This window comes from Chiayiivirga flava (assembly GCF_014202825.1).
GTDB classification, from domain to species: domain Bacteria; phylum Pseudomonadota; class Gammaproteobacteria; order Xanthomonadales; family Xanthomonadaceae; genus Chiayiivirga; species Chiayiivirga flava.
This window is the reverse complement of record NZ_JACHHP010000002.1, coordinates 21,972-40,939: the sequence shown is the minus strand read 5'-3', so window position 1 is coordinate 40,939 and position 18,968 is coordinate 21,972. Positions and strand designations below refer to the sequence as shown.

The 18,968-nt window shown below is 70.5% G+C and carries 10 protein-coding genes; 2 read left to right on the top strand and 8 right to left on the bottom strand.

The genetic code is table 11. From position 1 onward, the window contains the following. Positions 1-12: 12 nt before the first annotated feature. Positions 13-1,866 (top strand): penicillin-binding protein 2, encoded by a 1,854-nt coding sequence (gene mrdA, locus HNQ52_RS04775; RefSeq protein WP_183959993.1) that lies wholly within the window; start codon positions 13-15, stop codon positions 1,864-1,866. Positions 1,867-1,891: 25 nt separating this feature from the next. Next, positions 1,892-2,992, top strand: coding sequence for a rod shape-determining protein RodA (rodA, locus tag HNQ52_RS04770; RefSeq protein WP_183959992.1), 1,101 nt, complete (start codon positions 1,892-1,894; stop codon positions 2,990-2,992). Between the two features lie 55 nt (positions 2,993-3,047). Here rodA and HNQ52_RS04765 read toward each other — a convergent pair whose 3' ends face one another. From HNQ52_RS04765 to HNQ52_RS04730, 8 genes are all read right to left on the bottom strand, one after another. Next, a complete protein-coding gene (locus tag HNQ52_RS04765) occupies positions 3,048-4,847 on the bottom strand; it encodes an ATP-binding protein (protein ID WP_183959991.1) in 1,800 nt (599 codons plus the stop codon). A gap of 195 nt (positions 4,848-5,042) precedes the next feature. Next, positions 5,043-12,032, bottom strand: coding sequence for a DUF11 domain-containing protein (locus HNQ52_RS04760; RefSeq protein ID WP_183959990.1), 6,990 nt, complete (start codon positions 12,030-12,032; stop codon positions 5,043-5,045). Positions 12,033-12,253: 221 nt separating this feature from the next. Beyond that, positions 12,254-12,988 (bottom strand): response regulator transcription factor, encoded by a 735-nt coding sequence (locus tag HNQ52_RS04755; protein ID WP_183959989.1) that lies wholly within the window; start codon positions 12,986-12,988, stop codon positions 12,254-12,256. Positions 12,989-13,041: 53 nt separating this feature from the next. Then, positions 13,042-14,919, bottom strand: a complete 1,878-nt coding sequence (locus tag HNQ52_RS04750) for a diguanylate cyclase domain-containing protein (RefSeq protein WP_183959988.1) — start codon at positions 14,917-14,919, stop codon at positions 13,042-13,044. A gap of 95 nt (positions 14,920-15,014) precedes the next feature. Continuing rightward, positions 15,015-16,526, bottom strand: coding sequence for a RimK family protein (locus tag HNQ52_RS04745; protein WP_183959987.1), 1,512 nt, complete (start codon positions 16,524-16,526; stop codon positions 15,015-15,017). After that, complete coding sequence (locus HNQ52_RS04740; protein WP_183959986.1) at positions 16,523-17,167, bottom strand: peptidase C39 family protein; 645 nt, start codon at positions 17,165-17,167, stop codon at positions 16,523-16,525. The genes HNQ52_RS04745 and HNQ52_RS04740 overlap by 4 nt, the downstream gene beginning before the upstream one ends. Next, positions 17,164-17,637 (bottom strand): GNAT family N-acetyltransferase, encoded by a 474-nt coding sequence (locus tag HNQ52_RS04735; protein WP_183959985.1) that lies wholly within the window; start codon positions 17,635-17,637, stop codon positions 17,164-17,166. Before HNQ52_RS04735 ends, HNQ52_RS04740 begins: the two co-directional genes overlap by 4 nt. Next, on the bottom strand, positions 17,634-18,911 hold the full coding sequence (locus HNQ52_RS04730) for a hypothetical protein (RefSeq protein WP_183959984.1): 1,278 nt from the start codon (positions 18,909-18,911) through the stop codon (positions 17,634-17,636). The genes HNQ52_RS04735 and HNQ52_RS04730 overlap by 4 nt, the downstream gene beginning before the upstream one ends. Between the last annotated feature and the right edge of the window lie 57 nt (positions 18,912-18,968).

The window sequence follows — 18,968 nt, the reverse complement described above, 5'->3', positions numbered from 1 at the left end:
GCCACGCCAGCGATGATGCGCACCCGCCGCCAGATCAAGAATCCGCAGGCCGAAAGCGCGGGCTACCGTCGCCGCGCGTGGGCCGGGTTCGCGATCGCCGCGCTGCTGCTGTGCGTGCTCGGCGCGCGCTTCGTCTACCTGCAGGTGGTGGAGTACGAGCAGTTCCACATCCGCTCCGAAGCCAACCGCATCAAGCCGCGGCCGATCGTGCCGGCACGCGGGCTGATCTACGACCGCAACGGCCGGCTGCTGGCCGACAACGTGCCGGCCTACCGGCTCGAAGTGATCCCCGAGCAGGTGAAAGACGTCGATGCGCTGCTCGCGGACCTGGGCCAGGTGCTGCCGCTGAGCGAGGACGAGATCGCCGATTTCCGCGCCGCGTTCCGGGTCAAGCGCGGGTTCCATCCGGTGCCGCTCAAGCTGCGGCTGACCGAGGCGCAGGTGGCGGCGTTCGCGGTGCAGCGCTACCGCTTTCCGGGCGTGGATGTGGCGCCCTATCTCAACCGCCGCTATCCGTACGGCGACCTGTTCGCGCACGTGATCGGCTACGTGGGGCGCATCGACACGCGCGACCTCGAAACCCTCGACGCCACGCGCTACAGCGGCGCCACGCACATCGGCAAGTCGGGCATCGAGCGCTTCTACGAGTCGCGGCTGCACGGCGATGTCGGCTTCGAGCAGGTGGAAATCAACGCGGAGGGCCGCGACCTGCGCGTGCTCGACCGCATCCCGGCGCATTCGGGCGAGCACCTGATCCTGAGCATCGATGTCGACCTGCAACGCGCGATGGTGGATGCGTTCGAAGGCCAGCACGGTGCCGCGGTGGCGGTGGATCCGCGCACGGGAGAGGTCCTGGGCATGGTCAGCCTGCCGAGCTACGACCCCAATCCGTTCGTCAACGGCATCGGTCGCCAGGCCTACGCCGACCTGCTCAACGCGCCGCCGCGGCCGCTGTTCAACCGGGTACTGCAAGGCAATTACGAACCCGGTTCCACGATCAAGCCGTTCGTGGGGCTCGCCGGGCTGGAGCTTGGCCTGCGCAAACCCGGCGACACCACGTTCTCGTCCGGTGCCTTCCGCCTGCCGGGGCAGCAGCGCGAGTACCGCGACTGGCGGCGCGGCGGCCACGGCAACGTCGACTTGCGCGAGGCGATCGCGCAATCGGTCAACACGTATTTCTACAAGCTGGCGGTCGATCTGGGCATCGACCGGCTGACCGAATACACCGGCAAGTTCGGTTTCGGCGAGAAAACCGGCATCGATCTGCCCGGCGAAACCGTCGGCGTGTTGCCCACGCGCGAGTGGAAACGGCGCGAACGCGGACAGGTCTGGTATCCGGGCGAAACCGTGATCGCCGGCATCGGGCAAGGCTTCTGGGTGGTGACGCCGCTGCAGCTCGCGCAGGCCACCGCCACGCTCGCCGCCGGCGGTCGCAAGCATCGCCTGCACCTGCTGCGCGCGACGCAGGCCGGCTTCGATTCGCCGCAGGTGCCCGAACCGATGCCGCCCGAAGGTCCGCCGCTGGTGTCGAATCCGGCCAACCTTGCCGCCGTGATCGAAGGCATGGTGGCGGTGATGCACGGGCCGACGGGCTCGGCACGCGCCGCGGCGGAGGGCGTGGACTATCTCATCGCCGGCAAGACCGGCACCGCGCAGCGCGTCGGCCGCACCTCGGACGCGCAGATCGACATCAACACGCTGGCGTTCGATCTGCGCTACCGCGCCCTGTTCATCGCCTTCGCGCCGGCCGATGCGCCGCGCATCGCGGTGATGGTGGTAGTGGAGTCGGGTGCGTCGGGGTCGAAGACGGCGGCGCCGGTGGCGCGCCGCATCCTCGATGCGTGGCTCGGGAAGAATCCCGCGTGACGACGCCCGGCAGCGCGACCGCGGCATGAACCTGTTCCTGCGACGCTGGCATCGCTGGGTCGGGCCGCCACGGGTGGATGTGCCGCTGCTGGTCGCATTGCTGCTGCTGGTGGGCATTGGCCTCGCGGTGCTGCACAGCGCCGCCGGCGGCAACGAACGGCTGGTGTGGTCGCAGGCCGCGCGCATGGGCGTGGGCCTGATCGCGCTGTGGGTGATCTCGCGCATCCCGCCGGTGCAGATGCGGTTGTGGACGCCGTGGCTGTTCGCCGCAAGCCTCCTGCTGCTCGCGCTGGTGCCCTTCCTCGGCACCGGCCGCAGCGGCCGGCACTGGCTCAACCTCGGCGTGTTCTACGTGCAGCCGGCGGAACTGCTGAAGCTGACCGTGCCGATGGTGGTGGCGGCGTTCCTGCACGCGCGTCCGCTGCCGCCGAGCTGGACCGCGATCGCGGTGAGCGGTGTGCTGGTCGGCGTGCCGTGCGCACTGATCGCGATCCAGCCCGATCTCGGCACCGCGCTGCTGGTCGGCGCGAGCGGGGCATTCGTGGTGTTTCTCTCGGGCATGGCGTGGTGGCGCATTGGCCTGCTCGCCGGCCTCGCGGCGGCGGCGTTGCCGCTGGCGTGGCCGTTCCTGCGCGAATACCAGAAGCAGCGCCTGCTGACCTTCATGAGTCCGGAGGCCGATCCGCTGGGATCGGGCTGGAACATCATCCAGTCGAAGATCGCGGTCGGTTCGGGTGGCGTGTTCGGCAAGGGCTGGGGACAGGGCACGCAATCGCGGCTGGAATTTTTGCCCGAACACACCACCGATTTCATCTTCGCGGTGCTGGGCGAGGAGTTCGGCCTCGTCGGTGTGCTCGTCATCCTGGCGCTGTACCTGTTCATCATCGGGCGGTGTCTGTGGATCGCCGCGAACGCGCGCGACACCTACGCGCGCCTGCTCGGCGGCGCGCTGGCGCTGACGTTCTTCGTCTACGTGATCGTCAACGGCGGCATGGTGTCCGGCCTGCTGCCGGTGGTGGGCGTGCCGATGCCGCTGCTGAGCTACGGCGGCACGTCGGCGGTGACGCTGCTGGCCGGCTTCGGCATCGTCATGTCGATCCACGCGCACCGGAAGTTCATGGGTTAGCGGGCGGTCGAAGAACGCACGGGATGTGCTTTCTTCGACAAACCGGCGGGCGCGTTCAGCCGTCGCGCCGCGGCCCGGCCTGCGCCATCTCCAGCAGCATCCGCACCAGCCGGTCCGGCGCGAACGGTTTGGCCAGCGTGCGGACGCGCAGGCCGCGCGAATGGCGTCGCGCCGCGCTGCGGTCGAGCGCGGAGATCAGCAGCAGATGCGCTTCGGGCAGGCGCGGGGCGAGGTCGGCGAAGAGCTCGTCGGCGGTGCCGTCGGGCAGGTCGAAGTCCGACACCACCGCGTCGATGCGTTCGGCGTCGCGCGCCAGTGCCTGGGCTTCGCGCACGCGGCCGGCGGCGAGCACGTCGCAGCCGGCGGCACGCAGGGCGTCGCGCAGCAGGCCGCGCAGTTCGGCATCGTCCTCGACCAGCAGCACGCGCAGCGTCGCGGGGCGCGTGGTCACCGCCGGCGGCGCATCGACCAGCGGCAGCAGCAGGCGCAGTGCGGTGCCGCGGCCCGGTTCGCTGTCCACGCGCACCGCGCCACCGGCCTCGGTGGCGAGCCGGTGCACCACGGCCAGGCCGATGCCGGTGCCGTGGCCGCGCGCCTTGGTGGTGAAGAACGGATCGAACATGCGCTCGATCACGTCCGGTGGCATGCCGACACCGCTGTCGGTGACAGTGATGGCGACGCTGCCGTGCTGGCGTTCGACATTGATGCGGACCGTGCCGCCATCGGGCATGGCATCGCGCGCGTTGGCCGCGATGTTGAGCAGCGCGAGCTCGAATTCGGCGCGGTCCAGCCGCACCGGCAGCGGCTCGGCCGCCACGTGCGCGGCCATCTGCACCTGCTGGCCGAACAGCTGGCGCAGCATCGGCGCGATGTCGCGCACCGCGGCGGCGGCATCGAACACGGCAACCTCGCGTGCCTCGTCGCGGCTCAGGCTCAGCAGGCGTCGCGTGACCACCGCGCCGCGCTGCGCGGCGCTGCGGATGCCGGCGAGCGAGGCGTCCGCGGCATCGGGGTCGAGTGCGGCGTCGGCGCGGCTCGCGTAGCCCAGGATCACGCCGAGGATGTTGTTGAAATCGTGCGCGACGCCGCCCGCGAGCCGGCCCACCGCTTCCATCTTCTGCGAATGCAGCAACTGCGCCTGCGACCGTTCCTTCTCCACGATCTCGCGTTCGAGCCGGTCGCGCGTGCGTGCCAGTTCCTCGCCGCGCCGGGTCGCGCTGAGCAGCGCTTCGCGCAGCGCCGAGACCGCGCGGTCGAGGATCAGCGCGACGATCAGCGTGCCGACGGACGCACGCAGCAGCGCCGCGTAGGCGGCGCTGCGCAGGGCGGGGATGTCCAGCATCATCGCAAGATCGCGCGCCGCGCCGAGCGCGAAGACCAGCAGCAGCACCGCGGCCACGCCCCACAGCGCGCGGCGTCCGAGCAGCAATCCGCCGAGGATCAGCGGCAGCGCGTGCAGGTATTGCACGTCGACCTGGATGCGCAGGCCTTCGGTGGCGTAGGTGACGCCGAGCAGCCCCAGGCTGCTGGCGATCAGCAGGCTCGCCGCGACGCGGAACTGGCCCACGCGCACGAGATAGAGGCAGGTCCATGCGAACGCCATCGTCAGCATGGCGAGCAGTTCGCGCGTGACGTCGATGCCGATGCCCCAGTCGCGCTGCCAGCGCAGCGCCGCGAGCACCGGCACGACGGTGCCGATGACCACCAGCAGCAGCTGCAGCATCGGTGCGTTGCGGCGGTCGACGGGATCGTCGATCGGCACGGTGCGCAGCCATGCCAGCAGGCGACGCAGCGGCGCGCCGACGAGGCGGTCGGTCAGTGCGCGGACGGTGGCGGGCGGGCGGGGAGCGTGCATGCGCGGGGTTCGGGTGGGCCCGCGTTCAATACCACGTCGCCGCGCCGCAGCGTGCAGTTCGACATCGGCGGAGCGGGCCACGAAGCGTCCTCGCACAGGCTGGAACAGGCCGGAAACCCAAGCGGCGCGCGGCACCCGCGCTGCCGGCACACCACGGTCGCCCCGCGCCCGTGCGGGTGCGGGGCGACCGGTCGTTCAGCCGCGCCGCCGCAGCTGCGGTCCGGCGAGCAGCAGCATCGCCAGTGCCAGCAGCAGCGTGGCCCAGCGCGCATCGACCGGGATCACGGCCGGCGACGGCACGGGAACCGGCGCGCTGCCGATCAGCGTGCTGGCCGACGACGACGTGTCGCCCGGGGTCGGATCCGGCGTGCTGCTGGTCACCGACGCGATGTTCACGATGGTGTCCGGGCCGCTGTAGTCGTCCGGCAGCAGGAAGGTCGAGACCACGGTGCGCGTGTCGCCGACGGCCAGGTCGCCGAGCTCGCACGGGAACGCCGTCGCGCAGTCGCCGCTGTTGGCGACGAACTGCAGGCCGGCCGGCGTCGGGTCGACCAGCAGCGTGTCCACCGCCGTGTTCGGGCCGAGGTTGGTCACCACGATCGTGAACGCGACTTCGTCGCCGACGTTGCTGCGCGCGGGGCCCGTCTTGAGGATCGCGAGGTCGGCCAGCGCATCGCCGACCGGCGTGCTGGTGTCGTCCTCGTCGCTCACCGGCGTGCCGGTCGGCGGCTGCGCGGTGCCGGTGGCGGTGTTCACGATCGGCGTGCCGGCGATGACGTCGGCGTCGGTGACCACGTAGCTGTACGCATCGCACGTGGCGACGGCGTCGGGCGCCAGCGTGTTTGGGGCGCAGGCGAGCGTGCCGCCGCCCATCGGATCGACCACCACGAGGCCGGTCAGGGTCACGTTGCCGGTGTTGCGCACCGCGATCGCGTAGTCGATGGTTTCGCCGGCATCGGCGGCACCGCTGCCGTTGCCGTCGTCGAGCGTGGCCGTCTTCGTCAGCTCCAGCGCCGGCGCAGGCGGGATCGGCGTGACGATCTCGTCGCTGTCGTCGACCGGCGTGCCGCCGGGCGGAATGCCGCTGGCGCTGGCGGTGTTGGTGACATCGCCGCCGTCGACGTCGTCCTGCGTGACCGTGTAGCTGCCGGTGCAGGTGACGCTGGCGCCGACCGCGAGCGTCGCCGGCAGCACCGGCTCGCAAATCAGATCGGCGATCAGCGCATCGCTCACCGTCACCTCGTCGAGCGAGACGTTGCCGGTGTTGGTCGCGACGATCCGGTACGTCAGCACGCTGCCGGCGACGATGGGCGCGATGGCGTCGGTGCGCGTCTTCACCACCGCCAGCGCCGGGCCTGCCTCGAACGTGGTCGTGGTGCTGTCGGGCGGGCTTTCGAGCGGCGGACCGCCGCCCGGCGGCGTGCCGCTTGCCGTGGCGGTGTTGACCAGTGAACCGGTGTCGAACTCGGTCTGCGTCACCGCGTGGCTGCAGGTGAACGTGAAGGCTTCGCCGACGCCGAGCGCGGTGTCGCCGTCGACATCGCCCGAGACATACGTGGCCTGGGCATCGCAGAGCGCATCGTCGATCGACGGATCGGCCAGCGTGACGTTGCCGGTGTTGCTGACGACGAAGCTGTAGACGATCGTCGCCGGCAGCGCCGTGACGGTGGCGCTGTCGGACGTCTTGGCGAGCGCGATGCCCGGCGCCGGCACGAACGTCGTCGTGGTGCTGTCCGGCGGACTTTCGAGCGGCGGACCGCCGCCCGGCGGCGTGCCGCTGGCGGTGGCGGTGTTGACCAGCGAACCGACGTCGAACTCGGCCTGTGTGACCGCGTGGCTGCAGGTGAAGGTGAAGGCTTCGCCGACGCCGAGCGCGGTGTCGCCGTCGGTGTCGCCGGACACGTAGACCGCAGGCGCGTCGCACAATGCGTCGTTGATCGACGGCGCAGAGAGCGTCACGTTGCCGGTGTTGCTCGCGACGAAGGTGTAGACGATGGTCGCCGGCAGCGCCGGGAGCGTGGCCGTGTCCGAGGTCTTGACCAGCGCAATGCCCGGGGCCGGCACGAACGTCGTCGTGGTGCTGTCCGGCGGGCTCTCGATCGGCACGCCGCTCGGCGGCACGCCGCTCGCGGTGGCGGTGTTGATCAGCGAGCCCGTGTCGAACTCGGCCTGCGTCACCGCGTGGCTGCAGGTGTAGGTGAAGACTTCGCCCACCTCCAGCACGCCGTCGCCGTCGTCGCCGCCGCTCAGCACCGGGGCGGCGTCGCACAGCGCATCGTTCACCGCCGGCGTGGCGAGCGCCACGTTGCCGGCGTTGCTCACCGCGAAGGTGTAGACGATCGTCGCCGGCAGCGCGGAGAGCGTGCTGGTGTCGGAGGTCTTGACGATGGCGATCGCCGCGTCCTGGTCGAACGTGGTGGTGGTGCTGTCGGGCGGGCTCTCGATCGGGCCGCCGGTCGGCGGCGTGCCGCTGGCGGTCGCGGTGTTGACCAGCGTGCCCGACGGCGCCTCGAACTCGGCTAGCGTGACGGCGTGGCTGCAGGTGTAGGTGAACACTTCGCCCACTTCGAGTACGCCGTCGCCGTCGTCGCCGCCGGTGAGCACCGGGGCGGCGTCGCAGAGGGCATCGTTCACGCCGGGTGCGGTCAGGTCGACGTTGCCGGTGTTGCTCACGAGGAAGGTGTACGCGATCGTCGCCGGCAGCGCGTCGATCGAGGCGCTGTCGGACGACTTGTCGATTGCGATGCCGGGCGTGACCACGAACGTGGTCGTGGTCGAGTCCGGCGGGCTGTCGATCGGGCCGCCGGTCGGCGGCGTGCCGGTGGCCGTGGCGGTGTTGAGCAGCGAACCTGCGTTGAATTCGCCTTGCGTCACCGCGTGGCTGCAGCTGTAGGTGAAGACTTCGCCCACTTCGAGCACGCCGTCACCGTCATCGCCGCCGACGAGCACCGGGGGCGCGTCGCACAGTGCATCGTTCACGCCAGGTGAGGTCAGGTCGACGTTGCCGGTGTTGCCGACGAGGAAGGTGTAGGTGATCGTCGCCGGCAGCGCCGGGATCGATGCGCTGTCGGACGTCTTGTCGATGGCGATGCCCGGCGCCGGCACGAAGGTCGTCGTGGTCGAATCCGGCGGACTCTCGAGCGGCGGTGCGCCACCCGGCGGCGTGCCGCTGGCGGTGGCGGTATTGAGCAGCGTGCCGGCATTGAACTCGGCCTGCGTGACCGCGTGGCTGCAGGTGTAGGTGAAGACTTCACCGACCTCGAGCACACCGTCGCCGTCGTCGCCGCCGCCGAGCAACGGGGCGGCATCGCAGAGTGCGTCGTTCACGCCCGGCGACGTGAGGTCGACGTTGCCGGTGTTGCTGACGAGGAAGGTGTACGTGATCGTGGCCGGCAGCGCCGGGATCGACGCGCTGTTGGAGCTCTTGTCGATCGCGATGCCCGGCGCCGGGAACAGCACCGGCGTCGGCGACGGCAGGTCGCCGTCCGGATCGGTCGGCAGCGCCGGACCATCGGTGGATTCGTCCGCCGCGATCAGGCTCACCGGCGGCAAGGGTGCGCCACCCGGGTAGCTGTAGCCCGGGTTCGGGCCGGCGCCGCTGGTGGAGCTGGCGTACGCGGTGTTTTCCTGCGTGCCGAGCGGGATGTCGGCGGCGCTCGCATAACTCACGCGCACGGTGAAATCGATCGCGCAGCTCGCGCCCGGTGCCAGCGTGTCGAGGCCCGCGAGCAGGGCGAAATCGCTCACGCCGTCGAAGCCCGGATTCACCGTGCACGGGGCCGCGGCGGTCGGTCCGGCAACGATGGCGAGCGTCGGCGCGCCGTCGGCGTAGGTGTTCGCGAGGTTGTCGCTGACCTGCACGTTCGGCACCGGCACGCCGCCGAGGTTGCCGACGACCAGGCTGTACGGCACGTCGAACGTGGTCGCGTTCACCGGCGCCACGGCGCCGGCCGCCTTCACCACGTCGATGGTCTGCGCGGTGAACGCGCAGCTGCCGCCGTCGCTGCTGCTGGCCGAATCGGAGCCGCTGACGTTGGTGGCGATACCGGTGGCAACGTCCACCGCGTAAAAGCCTGCGGTGGCATCGGCGCTGTTGTCGTACACGTAGAACGTGCCGGAGGTGTCGAAGAAGACCGAGCCGAAGGTCGTCAACGGCAGGTTGGTGGCGATGCGCGACACCGCGGCCGTCGGCGCCGCCGAGCCGGGCGCGCTGATCGCGAAGCGGTACAGGAACACCGTGCCGGCCTGGTCCTGGCGGACGCCGTAGAGGACCGTGAGTGCGGCGGTGCTTTCGCCCGGACGCGCGGCGATGTCGCCGATGACGAACGTGGCCGAACCGGTGTAGCCTGCGGGCGGTGCCGCGTCGGCCACAGTGGCGACGGCCTGCGCCGTGGGCGTGGGCGCGATGCCGCCGACGTTGTCGATGCGGAACATCGGGCCGGCGCTTTGCGACACGAAATAGCGGCCTGCGCCGTCGAAGGCGCCGCCGTCGTACGCGGCATTCGGCAGGCCGGCCACCGGCACCGCCACGCCTGCGGCCGCACCGTTCAGATCCACGACGCCGCCCGCGCCGAGGCGGTACAGCGCGTTGCCGGCGGTGGTGGGGTTGAGCAACGCGTACAGATGATCGTCGGCGCTGTTGTAGCCCATCGCGTTCAGCGTGACGCCGGCGTTGTACTGCTCCACCGCGACGTAGGGATTGCTGCTGCGGTCGAGCAGGAACAGGCGGCTGCCGCCCGCGAGCTGGCGCACCTGGTAGAAGGTGCCGTCGCACACCAGCGGATCGGCGCCGCTGCCGACGAACACCGTCGCCGTCGCGGTGTCGCACAGCGTCGGGATCGCCACCGAGCAGATCTCGTAGGTGATCGTGTACGTGCCGGGCGGCGTGCCGGGCGGCACGTCGAGCGTGCCGTCGGGATTGACCGTGACGCCGACGAGGCCGCCGATGTCCTCGATGGTCACGCTCACCTCGCCGTCTGCGAACGGCGCATCGTTCAGCGTGTCGTTGTCGAACACCGACGGCGTGGTGCCGCCGCCGGGGCCGAACGGCGTGCCGGTGAAGTCGTCGTCCACGGCATCGATGGACGGCACGACGGTAACGGCGTTCGCCGTGTTCGGCGACGGTGCGCCCGGGGTTTCGTTGGTCGCGGCGATGGTGGTGACGAGCGGGATCGGGCCCGGGTTGGCCACGCCGACCACGTAGTCGAAATTGAACGTCAGCGACTCGCCCGAGGCGAGCGTGGTCGGCATGCCGGTGAAGGTGATGGTGCACAGCGGCGCCGGATTCCACGTGGCCGTGACGCCGGCCGGCACCAGGCTGAAATTCACCGTGGCCGGGCAGGTGTCCGGTTCGGCCGGGTTGCCGAGCGTGACCGAGTACGTCACGCCGGCGGCCGGGTCCTCGCCGTTGTTGCTGAAGACGAAGGTGCCGTACGCGGTGTCGCCCGGCAGCACGGTGGCGCTGACCGAGGCCAGCGTGCCCACGTCCACGCCTTCGGCCGCCGGCACGATGACCACCGGCTCGCGTGCGGGGGCCACGCTTTCGTAGGTCCACAGGTCCAGGCCCTTGCCGTCGCCGAAGCCCTGGGTGTTGGTGCAGTCGGCGTTGTTGTTGGTATTGCCGGCCCAGCGCCGCGCGAACGTGTTCGGGCCGCCGGCGGTGGAATCGATTCCGACCAGCGAATGCGTGGGCGTGGGCTGCAGCGAGGTGTTGCCGGCGCCGCAGAGGTGGCCGTTGAGCGTGCCGACGGCGAAGTTGCTGCGCGTCACGTAGCCGCGATCGTCGAAATAGACGGTGCCGCTGCCCGCGCTCGGACCGTTGAGCTTGACCACGGTGGGGCCGCCGTTGGCATTGCCTTCGGCGTCGATCAGCGGGAAATGCACCTCGCCGTTGCGGCCGCTCAATTCGAATTCGTAGCTTCCTTCCGGGAACGGATTGCCGCTGTTGTCCAGGCCATCCCAGATCACGATGTGATCGCCGCCGAGCGCGGCGCCGGTGATGACGCGGTTGAGCACGTTGGCCGGATCGAAGTCGACGCTGTCGCGGCTGATGACGATCTGGTACGAGAGCGTGTCGATGGTGGAGAAGGTGAAGGTGCCGCCGGCGTTCACCGTGGAGGTGATGCCGCCGAGGTTGCCGTTGAACGCGACGTCCGTCACCTGCGGCGGCGTCGGCGCGAGCGGAATGCCGAGCGCGGCGAGCGTGCGCTCGACTTCGGCCTCGTTCGGACCGCCGTCGCGCACGTCGCTGAAGAACACCGGGTACTGCGGACGCTGCGCGCTGACGCCGGTGATGCCGACCGGACGCAGTTCGGCGAGCACCTGGTTGCTGCCGCGGATGTTCTTGTACAGCGGCGAGCCCTGGTCGAGGAAGCCGGCGCTGTTGGCGTAGAGCGCGAAACCGTTCGGGTCCAGGCCCTGCGCGGTCTGCTCGTAGCGGTAGCCGTCGGTGGTGACGTAGTACAGCGCGTGGTGGATCGAGCGGCTGTTGCCGCCGGTCCAGCCGGCCCAGGCGTAGGTGAAGAGGCGGCCGTCGAAACTTGCGGTGGACGTTGCGTCGGCGCGCACGCTCACATCCCAGGCCGCGACCGTGGTGTTGCTGACCGCGGGCGGATCGATGACACCGTCGGGGCCGGCGCCGGTCGTCGCGGGCGTGAAGCGCACGCCGTACACGCCGGTGACCGGCGCGCGGTAGGCGCACGGCGCAAATCCGTTCGGTACGGTGACGGTATTGTCGGCGCTGTTGGGCCCGGCCAGTTCCTGCGCGCGCGTGGCGATGGTGCCGAGCGTGCCGCCGGAATAGTGCGGCCCGGCCGCGCCGCCGATGGCGCCGCCGCTGCAGGTGAAGTCGGCCGTGCCGGGCACGGTCTCGGCACCGCGCTGGCCGAAATCCTGCGGATCGTAGACGAAGATGTCGCCGCCGTTGCTGCGGTTGCGCGACCCCAGCGCGATGTATTCGCCGGCCTGCACGTAGAGGTACAGGAACTGGCGCCGCTCGATGATGCCGGCATAGGCGCCGCTGCCGTCCATGTCCAGATTGGCGCGGAAGCCGCCCGCCGGATAGGCCCCGGCCGCGGGATAGGTGGCGGGATACAGGCTGCGGCTGCCTTCGGCCTGCACGGCACCCGCGCACAGCAGCACCAACGGGGCCAGCAGCCAGCCGGACAACAGGGAACGGATACGCATCGTCACTCTCCGGGAATCGTCGTAGGCCCGGGGGTGGCGATGCCGACGCGCACGGTTTCGCCGCTCCGGCAGGCGGAACGCAAAACCGACACATCGGACCCGGTCACCCCGGACGCCGCGCATGCTGGCGTCCGGATGCCGACAACACACGCACGCAGGCACGCGTTGGCTCACCAAAGCTCACGCGTGGGGTGGTCTAATGGGTGGCGCGGCGGCGCGATTCAGCGCGTGAAGGCGTACCCGGTGCCGCGCGCGGCCCGCAGCGGAGGCGCCTGGCCGGTGCGGTCCTCGATCTTGCGACGCAGGCGGTGCACCAGCATTTCGAGCCTGTGCGGATCGAAGGCGTAGATGTCGTCGGTGAGATCGGCGATGAGCTGGTCGCGTGCGATCGGCTCGCCGCGTTCGGCGAACAGCCGCATCAGCACGCGCCGCTCGGCCAGCGTCAACGCCACCTGCACATCGTCGGGGCTGCGCAGGCACCAGCCGTCGGGTTCGAGCCGCCAGTCGGGCGGCGTATCGCCCGCGGGCGGCGGGGTGGAGTGCGCGCGCATGCGCCGCAGCAGGCTGTGCAGCGTGGCCGCCAGCACTTCGAGTTCGACCGGCTTGGCCAGGTACACGTCCGAACCTTCGTCCAGACCGCGCACGCGGTCACGGCTGTGGGTGCGGCCGGTCAGCATCACGATGCCGATCGACATCGCACGCGCCTGCCGCAGATGCCGTGCCACGGAAAAACCGTCCTCCTGCGGCAGGCCGACGTCGAGCACCACCAGATCGAACGGGGTGCCGAGCATGGCGCGATAGAGCGCCTCGGCCGAGGCCATGCCGGAGGCGGCGAAGCCGAAGTCCGCCAGTCCCGGCACGAGGATGCGTTCGCGCAATTCCCGATCGTCTTCGACCACGGCCACCTGCGCGATCGGCGCGCTGGCGGACACGGCTGCATTGCTGGCGGTGGGCATCCTGCGCAGGCGTCCGGTTCGATCCTCGTCGAGTATACCCAGCGTTGCCTGCGCTACGCGGTGCCCGGGCCGTGCGCCGCCGGCGACCTGCCGCCGCTCGCAACGTCGATCCAGCCGGTGGCCCGCGCACGGTCCATGTCCTGCAGCAGGGTCTCGATCGGTGTGTCGATGCCTGCGGTCGTGCCCCGGATGCTTACCCACGCATCGCCACCGCGTTCCTGCGCGAGGACGGCGGCACGGTCGGCCACGCGCAGGACATCGGTCCACGACGTACCGTCAGGCTGCGGATAGAACGGGTAGGGCACCACGCCGATGGAGACGGACAGCGGCAGCGCGCTGCCGTCCGCCAACGTCGATGGCGTCGACGCGATGCCGGCGCGCAGCCGCTCGGCCAGCGCCTGCGCCTCGTCGCGCGTGCGCGGCGCGGCCGCCACCACGAAATCCCCGTCGTCCCAGCGTGCGAGCAGATCGTCCGGCGCGCACAGCGCCCGCAGGCGCGCGGCCACCGCCTGCAGTGCGCGGTCGCCGGTGGCGTTTCCGTGCGTCTGGACGATGCGTCCGAACGCGTCGACCGCGATCCGCATCAGCACCCCCGCCCGTCGTCCCGGACCGACGGCCGCAGACAGCAGGTCCGCATCGAGTCTGCGGCTCGCCTCGCGCCGGTTGAGCAGGCCGGTCAGCGGATCGGTCATGCCGCTCTCGCGCAGGCGGCGGTTGACGCGCGACTGATGCCACGCGATCCCGAGCGCGAACGCGATCACGATCAGCAGCGTGCCGAGTGCGAGGTTGCGCACCCGCGTGGCCCGGTCGATGGCCGCGCGGTCCACGTCCTGGCTGAGCTGCGACTGCAGTCCGGCGAGGCTTTTCAGATTCTGGTTGCGCAGTTGCCCGGTGGCCAGCGCGTGTTCGCGGCGGGTGAGTTCGAGCGCCGTCCCGGCGTTGCCGAGCGCGGTGTGGATGGCGGCCAGTTCGTGCAGGGCCTGTTGCTGCTCGCGCACGAAGCGGCCGGTTTCGGCGAGCTTGAGCGCGGCATCCACGTTGGACAGCGCGCTCTCCAGGTCCCCGCTTTCGCGCTGGATGCGACCAAGATGCGTGCGCGTCACCGCCTCGCCCTGGGCATCGCGCAGGCGCACCTGCTGCACCAGCGCGTTTTCGATCAACGCGCGCCCGGACGCATCGCCGCGGGCGTGCAGGATCACGCCGCGGTGCGTGTCGATGCGGGCCCGCATGCTCTCCATCGCGCCGGGCGGACCGGGCTGCTGCGCCAGCGCCAGCGCGCGATCCAGTGCCGGCAGCGCCTCCTCGTTGCGCCCGAGCAGCATGAGGTTGTAGCCGAGGTTGTAGTACAGCATCGGATGTTCGCGGCCGATCGACACCGCCAGCGCGATCGCCTCGCGCAGGGTGGTGTCGGCGAGCGCAGGATCGTCGAGGAACGAGTTCTGGATCTGCGCGATCGCGAGCAGCGCGGCGATCTGTCCGGGCATGTTGTTCTGCTCGCGCGCCTCGGCGTATGCGCGCTCGTGCAGTTCGGCCGCGCGCTGCCACTGGCCGATGGCGCCGAGCACGCCGGCCGCGGCGGCAAGCGCAGGCGGCCGCTCCGCCGCGGCCAGGCCCGGCGTCTCCAGCAATGCCAGCACGGTGCCCACTTCCGCCTCGGCCGCCGCCGCATCGCCACGCGTGGACAGCGCCAGCGAACGGCACACGTGCGCGCGCAGCGTCACGGCGGTCGGCAGGCCCGGCGCGGCGAGCAGTTCGTCGGCCGTGGCGAGGGCCACGTCGGGCCCGTCGGCGGCGTGGTGGAAGCAGCGTGCGAGCGAGGCGTCGTGCGGACCCAGCGGCGGCGCCATCGGTGCCTGGGCCGGCGTCGAGCTGGCCACGCACGCGAGCCACAGGCCGGCGAGCGCGGTGCGAATGCGGACGGGATCAACCATTCGCGGCGGTCCTTCGTTGGCGTGGCCCGCAGGCCGCAGCCGACGATGGTAGTCGCACCGCACGCCGATGCGTAACCCCGCCGCCGCGCGCGCCGTCAGTCGGCGATGCCCAGACGCTTGCGCTCCAGGCGGCGCAGGAACTCGTCCATGATGCGGCGATACAGATCCTCACCCAGATACGCGTCCTCGACGCCGGCATCGATCGACGGATTGTCGTTGACCTCGATCACCGCCACGCGCTTGCCGTCGGATTTCAGATCCACGCCGTACAGACCGTCGCCGATCGGCGCGGTGGCGCGCAGCGCGAGCTTCACCACGTCGGCTGGCGCCTCGCGCACCGGCAGGGTCTCGAAGCCGCCGGACTTCGGCATGCCCTTCGTGCCGCCGGCCCTGTTCGCGCCGGATTTGGAGTGATCGTAGATCTGCCAGTGTCCGCGCGACATGAAGTACTTGCACGCGTACAGTGCCTGGCCGTTGAGCACGCCGATGCGCCAGTCGTACTCGGTGTACATGTATTCCTGCGCGATCAGCAGGGCGGTGTGCTGGAACAGTTCGTCGGCGGCGGCGCGCAGCTGCGCGTCGGTCTCCACCTTGACGATGCCGCGCGAGAACGAGCCGTCCGGAATCTTCAGCACGATCGGCAGGCCGAGCAGTTCCGGCAGCGCGGCCAGGCGCTTGGCGTCGTCGCGGAACACGATCTCGGTACGCGGCGTCGGCAGTTTGCGCAGGCGCAGCATGTCGTGCAGGTAGATCTTGTTGGTGCAGCGCAGGATCGACACCGGATCGTCGATCACCACCATGCCTTCGCGCTCGGCGCGGTGGGCGAAGCGGTAGGTGTGGTTCGACAGCGTGGTGGTTTCGCGGATGAACAGTCCGTCGTATTCGGCCAGGCGCGCGAAGTCGTTGCGCGTGATCGGGTCGACGTCGATGCCGAGTTCCTTGCCGGCGTCGATGAAGTGCTTGAGCGCCTTCCTGTTCGACGGCGGCATCGCCTCGGCCGGGTCCTGCAGCATGGCGATGTCGTAGCGGTACGCGCGACGCGCGCGCGGCTTGCGCCAGAGTTTTTTCGAGAACGCGTCCAGGGCTTCGGCGAAGGCGTCTTCCTGCTGGTCTGCCAGGGTGGTGAGTGCGGCCGGTTTCACCGCGCTGATCTGCCACACGCGCTGGCGTTCGAACTCCAGCCGCAGGATCGGGCACGGAAACGCCTCGAACACCTGCCGCGCAAGGTCCGCGAGCGGTGCGTAGCTGGTCTGGCCGAAGTAGACGAGCAGCCCGAAGTCGGTCGCGTCGCGCGCGCCGTCGGGGAAGAACTTCGCCAGCTTCTGGTTCAGGTCCTCGATGTCAATGCCGTACAGGGAGCGGCGGCGCAGATCGTTGATCGTGCGCACCGACGGAATCACCTTGTGCCCGCGCGCCTCCGCCAGCAGCGACACGTAATACCCCACGCCCAGATACTTGTAGCTGCGGCAGAGATTGATGACCTGGGTGCGCTCGTCGCCGACGGCGTTCGCGTCCTTGAGGTAGTCGGTGGCGGAGACGACGTTCTCGGACGGATAGTACGAGCCCCAGTCCGAGGGCTTTTCCACGACGATGACAAGACGGCTCATGACGTGCTGCTGCGTCCCGCGCCAACGCTAACCAGGGCCCGCTCGCCGATGCGTCCGAAGCGCGCGATCCTGGCGAACTCGCCGTGCGCGACTTCGCGGCGCCGTGCGGTCGGTCCGCCGGTGTCGTTCCACGGATCGATGAACCGCACCGTGTCCGGGGTGATCGCATCGACCAGCACCCAGTGTGGCGCGTGCTCTCCGGTCAGACGCGCGAGGCTGACCAGCACGATCGGCTGCTCGCCGCGCGCGATGCGGTCGGACATCCGCCAGCGGTCGATGTCGGCGTGCGCGTCCCGCACCCCTGCCTGCAGCGCGGCGTGGCGCATGCGCGCATGTTCGGACGCCATGATGGCGCGGTGGGCCGGCAACCGGACCGTGGCGGCGAGGAAGACCGCGTCGGTGTTGCGCAGCACGCTGGCCTGCAACCCGCGCCGGCGCGCCGCCAGGGCAAGACCGTACGGGCCGCAGCCGGGGTGGCCGGCGCCCATGTACACGGTGTTGGCTTCGCGCCAGATACCGATCTCCTCCTGCAGGCCGGTGCCGGCCGTCGGCACCAGGCGCGCCACCGCGTACATCAGCGCGCTCGCGCCGCAGGTGAAATCCAGGCGCTGGGCCGGATACCGCAGGCGGCGCGTACTCATGCCGGCGTATCGAGACGACGAAACATCTTCAGCGCCGCCGCGCCGTCGGGATAGTAGTCGTCCACCCGGCGATAGATGACGTAGCCGCGGCGCGAGTACCGTTGCAGCAATGTGGCGTTGTCTTCGCGGATCTCGAGGTTCAGCCGATGTCTGCCCCGCCGCACGGTTTCGGCCTCGGCCCAGTCGAACAGGGCATGGCCCAGGCCGTGTCCCTGCATCGCGGCCGAAATCGCCAGCGAATAGAAGCGGCCGGCGTCCGAACCGCGGCGAAACAGGACCAGGGCATAGCCGAGCGGCACGTCGTCGCCGCCGGCGGCGACGCCCAGGGCCGCGGACGGATTGCGCGCGTGATGGCGGAACCGCGCGGCCGAGAGCAGGCTGTCGTAGTGCACCGGGTCGAAGGTCGCCGCTTCCATGCGCGCGAGTGCGTCGGCGTCGTCGGGACGTGCGGGGCGGATGCGCGCGGTCATGTGCGGCGCAGGAACAGCATGCAGCACACCACCACCGACACGAGGATCGCCGCGAGCGGAACCAACGGCACGAGGGCCGGCGCGACGAAGGCCGTGGCCAGGTCGCGCACCGGCGAATACAGGCCGACAACCGCAATGGCCGCCAGCAGGAACTGCCTGCGGCGCTCGGCGCTGGTCTCGATCGCGGCGTCCACCGTCGCAATGCGCGAACGCACCGTCCCAAGGCCCTTCTCCAGCGCATCGATCGCCCCATCCATGGCACGTGCGGCGTGCCCCCGTTCGTAGATCAGGCCGTCGAGTTCGGTGGTGCAGTTGGACGCGGGCATCGATTCGTGGATCGCGATCTGCGTCTCCGACTGCAGGCGTTGCAGCCGCGCCACGAAATCGCGCCGCGCGCGCGTGCCGTGGTCCGGAGGCGGTTCCAGCGTCGCGCCGTGCAGCGCGTCGTTGAGCAGCAACAGCAGCGAGTTGTAACTCTGCAGCAGTCCGAGCAGGAAACACGCGCGCTCCGCCGCGGCGCTGCCGTCGAGCAGCACCGTGGTGCCGGTGAAGCCGTGCGCGGCGAGTCCTTCGCCCAGTTCCGCAACGTCGTCGCCGGCGGCCTCGCCGCCCTCGTTCTTGCCGCACAGCCCGACGCCGAGTCGATCCAGGTCGCCGGGTTGCAGCGGCATCGATGCGTCCGCGGACACCGCCGGGACAAGCAACTGGTTGATGCTGTAGCTCCAGTGCATCTCCCACGGCGCCATCCGCCGTTCCGCCGGCGCAACCGCGGAGCGGCGTGCGGCAAGCGACGCCACCAGCGTATCGCGCAGCGGCAGGGAGGGCGCGGGCAGTGCAGCGGTGCCTTCGATGAGGTCGATCAGCAGCAGCCGCAGGCGTTTGAGGCAGCCGGCCAGCGAAGCGACAGCGTCGGCACCGCCGCAGGCCAGCGTCAAGTCGAGCTGGTAGTACCCCATGCCGCGCGCCAGCAGCACGAGTCGTTCGCTGGCCGCGTGCAGGGAAAATCGCGCCGAACAGCCACGAAGCAGCGTGGCGACGGCATCCGCGGCCTGCGTGGGCAACGGCGCCTCGGCACGGTCCACGTGGTCCATGCGGCGCACGATGGCATCGAGAAATCCCTGCGTCCTGAGCGAGACGACGTCGAAGCGCACGCCTGCCGCGCGCAGGTCATCCATCCACACCCGCATGTCAGCCGCCGCATCGTCGCCGATCCGGGTGAAGAACGGCACGATCGACACCACGCGGATGAGATCGCTGACAGGAAACGTGGGCATTGTCGGGACGTTGCGGTCGAAGGCGCGCAGTGTAACCGCGGGCGTCGCCGCGGCGGA

Bases quoted from the DNA above. Each gene is read 5' to 3' on its own strand.
- HNQ52_RS04755 (WP_183959989.1), bottom strand. From the start codon at position 12,988: ATGCCCACCGCCAGCAATGCAGCCGTGTCCGCCAGCGCGCCGATCGCG.
- HNQ52_RS04760 (WP_183959990.1), bottom strand. From the start codon at position 12,032: ATGCGTATCCGTTCCCTGTTGTCCGGCTGGCTGCTGGCCCCGTTGGTG.
- HNQ52_RS04735 (WP_183959985.1), bottom strand. From the start codon at position 17,637: ATGACCGCGCGCATCCGCCCCGCACGTCCCGACGACGCCGACGCACTC.
- HNQ52_RS04750 (WP_183959988.1), bottom strand. From the start codon at position 14,919: ATGGTTGATCCCGTCCGCATTCGCACCGCGCTCGCCGGCCTGTGGCTC.
- HNQ52_RS04730 (WP_183959984.1), bottom strand. From the start codon at position 18,911: ATGCCCACGTTTCCTGTCAGCGATCTCATCCGCGTGGTGTCGATCGTG.
- mrdA (WP_183959993.1), top strand. From the start codon at position 13: ATGATGCGCACCCGCCGCCAGATCAAGAATCCGCAGGCCGAAAGCGCG.
- HNQ52_RS04765 (WP_183959991.1), bottom strand. From the start codon at position 4,847: ATGCACGCTCCCCGCCCGCCCGCCACCGTCCGCGCACTGACCGACCGC.
- HNQ52_RS04740 (WP_183959986.1), bottom strand. From the start codon at position 17,167: ATGAGTACGCGCCGCCTGCGGTATCCGGCCCAGCGCCTGGATTTCACC.
- rodA (WP_183959992.1), top strand. From the start codon at position 1,892: ATGAACCTGTTCCTGCGACGCTGGCATCGCTGGGTCGGGCCGCCACGG.
- HNQ52_RS04745 (WP_183959987.1), bottom strand. From the start codon at position 16,526: ATGAGCCGTCTTGTCATCGTCGTGGAAAAGCCCTCGGACTGGGGCTCG.